Source organism: Marinobacter halophilus (assembly GCF_003007685.1).
Taxonomy (GTDB): Bacteria; Pseudomonadota; Gammaproteobacteria; order Pseudomonadales; family Oleiphilaceae; genus Marinobacter; species Marinobacter halophilus.
This window is the reverse complement of sequence record NZ_PXNN01000002.1, coordinates 1-6,657: the sequence shown is the minus strand read 5'-3', so window position 1 is coordinate 6,657 and position 6,657 is coordinate 1. Positions and strand designations below refer to the sequence as shown.

Sequence of the window (6,657 nt, the reverse complement as noted above, 5' to 3'; positions counted from 1 at the left end):
ATCCATCACCGCCATCAGGCGTTCCGATCTGCCGTTGTCTGGTGCCTGCCCGGCAGCGGCTTGGAAGAGATCCTCTTGAACCCCCGCTTCTTCCACCATTTCGCCCAGCATGACGCCGGCCTTGGCGTAATCAAACCCTTCGCGATACATCGGTCGGAGCAGATTCAGGGCCTGCTGCACAATAACCCGGGAGTCCTGGGTGGGCTGGATGAGCTTCACACTGCCACTGCGTGAGTACTGCGGTGCTGTGGCTTTGAACGCGTTGGTTCGGATGAACACCATCAGCTCTCCGGCATACTGCTGGCCTCCCCGAAGTTTCTCGGTCGCACGTGTCGCAAAGTGCGCAACGGCTTCCTCCAGGTCGCTCAGTTTCTGCAGGGGCTGACCAAACGATCGGGAGCACATGATTTGCTTCTTTGGGGCCGGTACATCCTCCCACGGCACACAGGGCACACCATTGAGCTCCCGGGCGGTGCGTTCCAAGACGACAGAGAACTGTTTTCTGAGGGTCGCCAGATGGGTATCCGCTAACTGTAACGCCGTGACAATGCCCATGGCCTGAAGCCTGGCACTGAGTTTTCGCCCGACGCCCCAAACCTCCTCAACCGGCACCCGAGCCATCAGTCGCCGTTGCCGGGCGGGGTCTGTGAGGTCTACCACACCACCGGTGGCCGGATACTTCTTCGCAGCATAGTTAGCCAACTTGGCCAGTGTTCGCGTGGGGGCAATGCCCACACAGACGGGCAAGCCGACGTTCTGATGCACGGTGTTCCTGACCTCTCGGCCAAAGTCCTCGAAGGACACTACCCGGTCAATGCCGGTGAGGTCCAGAAAGGCTTCGTCAATCGAGTACACGTCCACCCGTGGGGCCATGGCTTCGAGTGTGGTCATAACCCGTCGGCTCATGTCGCCATAGAGGGTGTAGTTGGAGGAGAACACCTGGATGCCGTACCGGCGAATTTCCGTTTTGATGTGATGGACCGGCACGCCCATCTTGATCCCCAGTGCCTTGGCTTCTTTCGAGCGGGCGACCACGCAGCCGTCGTTGTTGGATAACACGACCACAGGCGTATTGCGCAGATCCGGACGGAACAGCTTCTCGCAGGAGGCGTAGAAATTATTGCAGTCCACCAGCGCGAATACGGCCTGATCCCGGCCAACCGATCTCATCCCTACCCTCCCCGCTTCATTGACCGGATGACGTTGGTCACCACCCCAAACACTTCCATCACCATGTCACCCTCAACCGTAATGGGCTCGTAGGCGGGATTGCGCGGAAGGAGGCGCACCGGTGGTGGAGTCAGGTGCAATTGCTTCACCGTCATCTCGCTTTCCAGGCTAGCGATGATTGTGTCGCCGTGCCCGGCCCTCAGTGACCGGTCCACCACCAGAACATCGCCGGGATAGATGCCCGCCTCAGTCATGGACTCACCCTGAACCCTAACGAAGAAGGTGGCAGCAGGATGCTGAATACACAGCTCGTTCAGATCAATGGTCTTCTCAATGTAGTCTTCCGCCGGCGATGGGAAGCCAGCCGAGACCCGCTCCAGAAACATCGGGATGTTCAGGCGTGAGACGGATTCGTAGTCACCAAGCAGAATGCAGGACATGCTTTACACCGGATACTGGTTGAATATACAGTATTTTGGCGAGACAATATCAGCGGGTCAACCCATCATTGGGCACAACGCCCTATACTCGGAATAGTGCCGCTGCCAGGACGGCGGGAGGAGTCTGTATGAAAAGCGTAATACTGATGTTTGTAGGCGGCTTATTGGGCAGCCTAATCGGGCCGGTAGTGGCACTGGTGGGTGTGGCAGCCGGTTACGTGGTTGGACTCGCCCCGACGCATTCGGTTGTCCTGAAGCCGAGTGAGGAACACTCGCACTGTCGTTAGCTTCCGCCAGCTATCTGTTGCCGGCAACGACAGAGATGCCTTGAGCACCAAATCCATATTGCCTAGAATGGCGCTCTTTTCATTTAATGCAGGTCACTAGCATGAACGATACTAAATCGCTGCCAGCCTTACCGGATCGACTTTCAAGAAACCCCAATAGCCCGCACCACGTAGCAGAAGTTTTCGAGCACGACATTGGTATTCTGCTCAATGGCAAAGAGCGCACCAATGTAGAGGAATACTGCATCAGTGAAGGTTGGATAAAAATCGCCTCGCCCAAAGCGCTGGATCGTCGCGGACAGCCGCTTCTGATGACTCTGAAAGGAAAGGTTCAAGCCTACTACGATTAAACAACAAGATGTGTTTCATCGCCTGATCGAGGCCTTTTGGGTTTATCTGGATATTTTTTGCATGAGAAACCCAGCCAAATTCAGGCGAGTTAGTCTATTGAAATTCAAGGGTAAAAATGGAGGCGCGGGTCGGAATCGAACCGGCGTTAACGGAGTTGCAGTTCTATTTATTTAAGAACCATAAAGATATAATAAACAGCATTTTATGCGCTTTAATTAATGTTGTATATTAGCTTAATATCGGCCTTAAGCAGCTAATAGAATCAATTACTTAGCAATGCATTGTCGCGGCGAAAAAAGCACTTTTTGGACACTTTCCTGACAAAATTTTTAGCAAGCCCTGCAGGATTTCGAGGCCCTCCAGTCAGAGGACCGAAAGGAAGGTTTTGATATGATCAGCAATCCAGCAACCTGACGCTGATACAACCAGAGCGACTCCAAGCTTCCCTCTCAATATCGTTGCCACAATGGCAAATACAGGCTCAAAAGAAGTCCATGCTCCGGCCTCAATATTCTGCGACCCAGGTATAAATGTAAAAAGAATGGCGATGATGGTTCCCCATAATGCTGCCCTAAACAAGACCGGGGTTTTGTATTTTTTCTTTATGTTTAAAAGGACGTTGTTAAACATTGCTTCAGTCTCCTCGGTGATATTCCAGATATCATCGCATAATCTGAAAAACACCCAAGCGCTGAAGAAATCAGTGAAATCTAAAGTTAAACCGTAAATTCAGACATATTAAAAACTATAATAGTAAATTAGCAAAAACACTGACAAATGTATCGTCGGGACAATTTAAATAATTAAAAAGAAAAGGTTTTATCTTGATAAGGATTTAAGATTAAGTATCAGGATGCGGACTTGCCGAACTTTACCAATTTAAAAACCACTCGAAACACAACAAACAAAGCATAGAACTTAACCACGAACAATATTTCGTTCTGAATGTTTGTCGAATATGAAATAAAATGAATAATCTGAAGAGCCAACCAGCACAACAAAACCGGTGTTAATAAACGAATCAATCTATCCCAGGACACCGTGTTGGTACCGAGAACCAGAAACCAGACAGGCCTGAGGCATTGCATTGTGTATCTAATCAAGGCAAGCAGGTGATGGCTCATGCAGAAACCAATGCTCGAATGTTGACCAAATTTTTCATTCGCCATCGCCCCAAGCTTTGCATGGAAACACCTCCAGCACTACCGGAGCATTGATAGGCGCATAGAGTTCATTACAGGTGCTGGCGTTGATCAGCTGGGTTTGCCCCTGGCGGTATTCACCATAGCCCTCATGTATATGACCAAACACGTGGGCCTTGAGGGAAAGCTGGTGAAGACGTTCAAGCAAGTGCTCACAGCCAACATTCTGACGCTGCAATCCAAACATTACCTCATCCCCAATCCCTTGAGGCGGACCATGAGTGATCAACACATCGGTATCGTCGGGGATGAGCTGCCACTTGCCGTACAATGGCTCCCCTCTGTCTAACATAAACACCCAATTCATAAACACAGGTGTCCATGGGGACCCCCAGAATCGTACCCCCTCGATCTCTACACCACTGTCTTCCAAATAGATGGCGGAAGTTAATGCCTGCCGGGCCAGTTCTGGCGTTTCCTGGAAAGCCCAATCGTGGTTTCCGGCAATCACTATCTTGTGCCTGTGGGGCAAACTCCCAAGCCAATCGTTAAAGTCTTCAATGTTCTCTAACGTCCCCTGCCCCAAGCAGTCTCCCGCATGGATCAGCACATCACCGTCCGGAATACTTGGCAGACGTCGGTGAAGGCTGTGGGTATCGGAAATACAGACCAATTTCATGATGTTCCATCTATCCGCAATGAGCTGGCGATGTCGCCCCTTTGTATATAGACCAACAGCCAGCGGTTAACCCAGACAACTCTTAATCTCGAGTTATGATATTTTGGTTACCGGTGTCGGGAATAGCATCTGGATCACACCAAGGAGGACCCGAGTTGATGAACGGCTCTGAAATTCGCAAACAGCTCACGGCTGATTTGAATCGGGATTATTTGGCATACCTGAGGTCTATGCCGTCAGCTCACAACATCAACCAAAAGCCAGGTTCCGAGCGTGCTCCGCAGCATGGCAGTGAGCCGTTAACTTCCAAAGAAAAAGATATCCTCACCGCAGGAGGCGCCCGGTTCGGAGATATTCATAGTCGTCATGCAGTCGATATCGCCAATAGCCAACGCCTCCAGAGGGAAATTAGCGCCATGATTCAAGAATCGTTGATTCTTGAGGAAGTTTCGAAACGGCTATCAGTTACGATAGAGACGGTTCAAGCGCTAATAGCTAAAGAGGCTCCAGAGCTCTTTGCATTTGAGGCACCCCATCAGATCCTTTTGTTTCCAGGATGGCAATTCACGGATCAAGGTACCCTACCTCACTTGACCGAACTTTTGAAACAGATAGGGAAAAGGGTCGCACCGTTTACGATTAATCGATTTATGATCAGCAAAAACCTCGACCTGCCGCTTGGTAAAACCTGCCTCTCCCCAAGAGATTGGCTTGCTTCAGGGCGAGATCCTGAGGAGGTCTTGATGCTCGCCTCGGACCTCTAGGGCAAGGTATGATTATTCAGAAACATGAACAGATTCGGAGTCACTATGAACATGACCGCCGCCCTCTTCGGTTACGGAGGCTTTGTATTGTCAATGCTGGCCATTGGCGCCGCTGGTTATTGGAAGGCTGACGAGCTGGAAGCCTGGGCTATTCGTAAACTTAAGACCTGAATCAGTGACTTCTCAGGCCAATATACCCCGCAAAGCTCCATCGGCGCTAACGGGAGAAACCATTTGACCAAAAGGAGGTTGTGAATGCCTGGAACGTGCAGTCTGACGTCGATCAGCGACCAAATTTGGCTGCTTTATGATCAATTCAGGGTCGTTAGGCAGTAGCGGTTTGCCCCGGTATGGTTTTCCGGGTGGCTTTAAGGTGGCTGCTGTTATCGAACTGGCTTAACCGGAGGAGACAAGGCTTCCATAGAGGTCACGGTAAGCGGCAAAGCCCGGACAGTGACGACCAAAGCGCAGGATCCACTGCCGGCCGCTGTGCACCAGGCGACAGGCCATGGTCATCAGCTCCTGCATCACTGTTCTTAGGCGACGACGTTTGGCCGGGTGGCGTACCGGCGCATCCGGGGCGGTCAGCCTCAGGCCCATCCAGCGCAATACGTTGTACCCCATCGTTGCAAAGGCCATAACCAGGTTGTTGGTGTCGAACTTGCCGGACGGCAGGCGCTCCAGATCCAGGTCGGTCTTGAACTCGCTGTGGAACTGCTCGCTAGTGGCGTGGTCGCTGTACAGCGCCATGACTTGTTGCTCACTGGCCACGTCGGCTGGCAAGGACGTGATCCAGCCTTCGAGGCTGACTTCCGGCTCCAGATACAGCTGGCCGGCGGCATCGCTGGTGCGAACGGTGACCTTGACGATCCGGCGCAACCCGGGCTCGTCCGGAAGCGCTTCGGACAGAACCGCTTCCATCTTACCGTCGCGGTCCAGCGACCAGGCTTTCTGGGTCTGGGCCTTGTCTGCCCAGGCCAGGGGATCCTGCTTACGGGGATTCCACTTGATCAGGAAGTCGACCTGTTCCTGCTCGCGCAGGAAGTCGCGGTTGTCGCGGGCATCGTGTGCGCTATCCAGGCGCAGTAGGATGGGCTTGCCCGTCAGTGACCGAGCCCGGGGTAAAACCCGTTTGAGGGTGTCGAGAAACCCGTTATTGGCGTGCTGGCTGCCAGGGCGCAGCTCACAACCCAGGCACCAGCCTTCCTGGCCCAGATAGGCCGCTATCGGCGCGTAGCCGTCATAGCCCTTGTAGGTGTAGCTGACACCCTCTTTATGGGTTTGGCTGTTGTCCATGGGAAAGACATCCATATCCAGCGCGACATGGCCCATCTCCAGAGGTGATACCGGTGCACCAATGGATTGCAGAAACTCAACGCTGGCGTCATCCAGCAGCGGCGTCAGGGCCTGGGCGTCCTCATCAAACCGCTGCCGCAAGCGGGCCGAGGACGGCGATTGCTTGATGCCCAGGGCAGATTTGAAGAACGGATCCGTGCGTACCGGCTCGACCGCCTCGAAGTCACTCTTGCCCAGCGTTATCAGGCCAAGGTAGGTGCGGATCAGCTCAATGTTCGGAATACCGTGGCGTTTGACGACTGTGCGAGCCGTTTTGATCAGCGACGTATGCCGGTTCAGGCAGTGGCCCACCAGGGCCAGTCCGCCGTGGGGTGTATAGACTTCGGTTTGGGATTGCTGGAGAGTGAAAGTACGCATGGCCGAAAGCACTGACTGGGTGAATGGATGTCAGGTGCTATTATATCGCTCAAGGCCTTGTTATTGCAGGCTTTGAGCACAGTCTTAGCCGATTGAAGTCACGGATTCAGG

Annotated in this window: 8 protein-coding genes; 3 read left to right on the top strand and 5 right to left on the bottom strand. The window is 52.8% G+C overall.

The genetic code is table 11. The features are described 5' to 3' along the window. Window positions 1-1,170, bottom strand: a 1,170-nt coding sequence (locus tag C7H08_RS00065) for a Y-family DNA polymerase (RefSeq protein ID WP_106669737.1), incomplete at its 3' end; no start/stop codon positions are given. 2 nt (window positions 1,171-1,172) lie between these two features. Then, window positions 1,173-1,610 (bottom strand): translesion error-prone DNA polymerase V autoproteolytic subunit, encoded by a 438-nt coding sequence (gene umuD / locus C7H08_RS00060; RefSeq protein WP_106669736.1) that lies wholly within the window; start codon window positions 1,608-1,610, stop codon window positions 1,173-1,175. Window positions 1,611-1,998: 388 nt separating this feature from the next. Here umuD and C7H08_RS00055 point away from each other — a divergent pair, with 388 nt between their 5' ends. After that, entirely contained in the window at window positions 1,999-2,247 is a 249-nt protein-coding gene (locus tag C7H08_RS00055) for a DUF3297 family protein (RefSeq protein WP_106669735.1), read from the top strand. 364 nt (window positions 2,248-2,611) lie between these two features. Here C7H08_RS00055 and C7H08_RS00050 read toward each other — a convergent pair whose 3' ends face one another. Both C7H08_RS00050 and C7H08_RS00040 read right to left on the bottom strand, forming a co-directional pair. Then, window positions 2,612-2,878 carry a hypothetical protein gene (locus C7H08_RS00050; RefSeq protein ID WP_106669734.1) on the bottom strand — a complete coding sequence of 89 codons (267 nt, stop codon included), beginning with the start codon at window positions 2,876-2,878 and terminating at the stop codon, window positions 2,612-2,614. 528 nt (window positions 2,879-3,406) lie between these two features. Continuing rightward, window positions 3,407-4,069: a metallophosphatase domain-containing protein gene (locus C7H08_RS00040; protein ID WP_106669732.1), complete on the bottom strand. Its 663-nt coding sequence runs from the start codon at window positions 4,067-4,069 to the stop codon at window positions 3,407-3,409. Window positions 4,070-4,227: 158 nt separating this feature from the next. Between C7H08_RS00040 and C7H08_RS00035 the strand changes: the two genes are divergently transcribed. Further along, on the top strand, window positions 4,228-4,833 hold the full coding sequence (locus tag C7H08_RS00035) for a hypothetical protein (RefSeq protein ID WP_106669731.1): 606 nt from the start codon (window positions 4,228-4,230) through the stop codon (window positions 4,831-4,833). Between the two features lie 45 nt (window positions 4,834-4,878). Further along, window positions 4,879-5,004 (top strand): hypothetical protein, encoded by a 126-nt coding sequence (locus C7H08_RS18455; protein ID WP_265013615.1) that lies wholly within the window; start codon window positions 4,879-4,881, stop codon window positions 5,002-5,004. Window positions 5,005-5,229: 225 nt separating this feature from the next. Here the strand turns inward: C7H08_RS18455 and C7H08_RS00030 are convergent, their stop codons facing one another. Next, a complete protein-coding gene (locus C7H08_RS00030; RefSeq protein ID WP_106669730.1) occupies window positions 5,230-6,546 on the bottom strand; it encodes an IS1380 family transposase in 1,317 nt (438 codons plus the stop codon). Between the last annotated feature and the right edge of the window lie 111 nt (window positions 6,547-6,657).

What these genes read in the sequence shown, in the direction of transcription:
- umuD (WP_106669736.1), bottom strand. Translation starts at nt 1,610, where the DNA reads ATGTCCTGCATTCTGCTTGGTGACTACGAATCCGTCTCACGCCTGAAC.
- C7H08_RS00055 (WP_106669735.1), top strand. Translation starts at nt 1,999, where the DNA reads ATGAACGATACTAAATCGCTGCCAGCCTTACCGGATCGACTTTCAAGA.
- C7H08_RS00050 (WP_106669734.1), bottom strand. Translation starts at nt 2,878, where the DNA reads ATGTTTAACAACGTCCTTTTAAACATAAAGAAAAAATACAAAACCCCG.
- C7H08_RS00040 (WP_106669732.1), bottom strand. Translation starts at nt 4,069, where the DNA reads ATGAAATTGGTCTGTATTTCCGATACCCACAGCCTTCACCGACGTCTG.
- C7H08_RS00035 (WP_106669731.1), top strand. Translation starts at nt 4,228, where the DNA reads ATGAACGGCTCTGAAATTCGCAAACAGCTCACGGCTGATTTGAATCGG.
- C7H08_RS18455 (WP_265013615.1), top strand. Translation starts at nt 4,879, where the DNA reads ATGAACATGACCGCCGCCCTCTTCGGTTACGGAGGCTTTGTATTGTCA.
- C7H08_RS00030 (WP_106669730.1), bottom strand. Translation starts at nt 6,546, where the DNA reads ATGCGTACTTTCACTCTCCAGCAATCCCAAACCGAAGTCTATACACCC.